The sequence below is a fragment of the Drancourtella massiliensis genome, from assembly GCF_016900655.1.
Classification (GTDB): domain Bacteria; phylum Bacillota; class Clostridia; order Lachnospirales; family Lachnospiraceae; genus Sellimonas; species Sellimonas catena.
In genome coordinates this window covers 1-772 of record NZ_JACJKH010000084.1, presented here as the reverse complement: position 1 = coordinate 772, position 772 = coordinate 1, and the positions used below count along the sequence as shown (strand labels likewise).

Annotated in this window: 1 protein-coding gene; it reads right to left on the bottom strand. The window is 45.5% G+C overall.

Going from position 1 to position 772, the window contains the following annotated elements; translation table 11 throughout:
* A partial coding sequence (locus tag H6A32_RS15815) for a transposase (RefSeq protein WP_204864822.1) occupies positions 1-772 on the bottom strand: 772 nt, incomplete at both ends.

Sequence of the window (772 nt, the reverse complement as noted above, 5' to 3'; positions counted from 1 at the left end):
TCTGTAAAGACATTTGGATTTATGCTCACAGCCGCTACAGTCCGCACAGCCATAGACCTCCACCGTCTGGGTATAGCCGTCCTGCTCTTTGCTTTCCGTCCGGATATGATGCAGTTCCCTTCCGTCATGGCAGATGTAATAATGCTCATCTTCAAAGACTGCGTATCCCATGTTGTAATATTTCCCGATGTCTTCTTTATAAGCGCGGGTTTTCCGCTTCTCATGATCCTGAAGTTTAATATAACTCCGGATTTTATTCTCTTTTAGATATAACAGGTTTTTCTCACTGCAGTAGCCGCTGTCAGCAGTAACTGCTTCCAGCGTATCCCCAAATGCGTTCCGGTGCTTTTCCAGAACAGGGATCAGTGTATTGTAGTCTGTCCGGTCATTACTCACATATCCATGGACAATGAAGTAATTCTCTACTGCAATCTGAACATTGTATGCCGGTTTTAACTGCCCGTTCCTCATATGGTCTTCTTTCATCCGCATAAATGTTGCTTCCAGGTCTGTTTTGGAATAGCTGTTGCGGTCTTTCCCCATGATCTCAAAACATTCCTTGTATCCCATCAGGCGGGTCCCGCATTCCTCCAGTTCCTCGTAGAGTTTCTGGATTTCCGGCTTATGTTTTCCCTTTCCCAAAACGAACCGGATCCCTTCTCCTTCTGCAATCCGCATCAGGTTCTTCTGCAGCTTCAGGATCTCAAGCGGGGAACAGTGATCGATCTCAATGACGGTGTTATTGGAGATCTTTTTATGCTTTGTTAGTTTC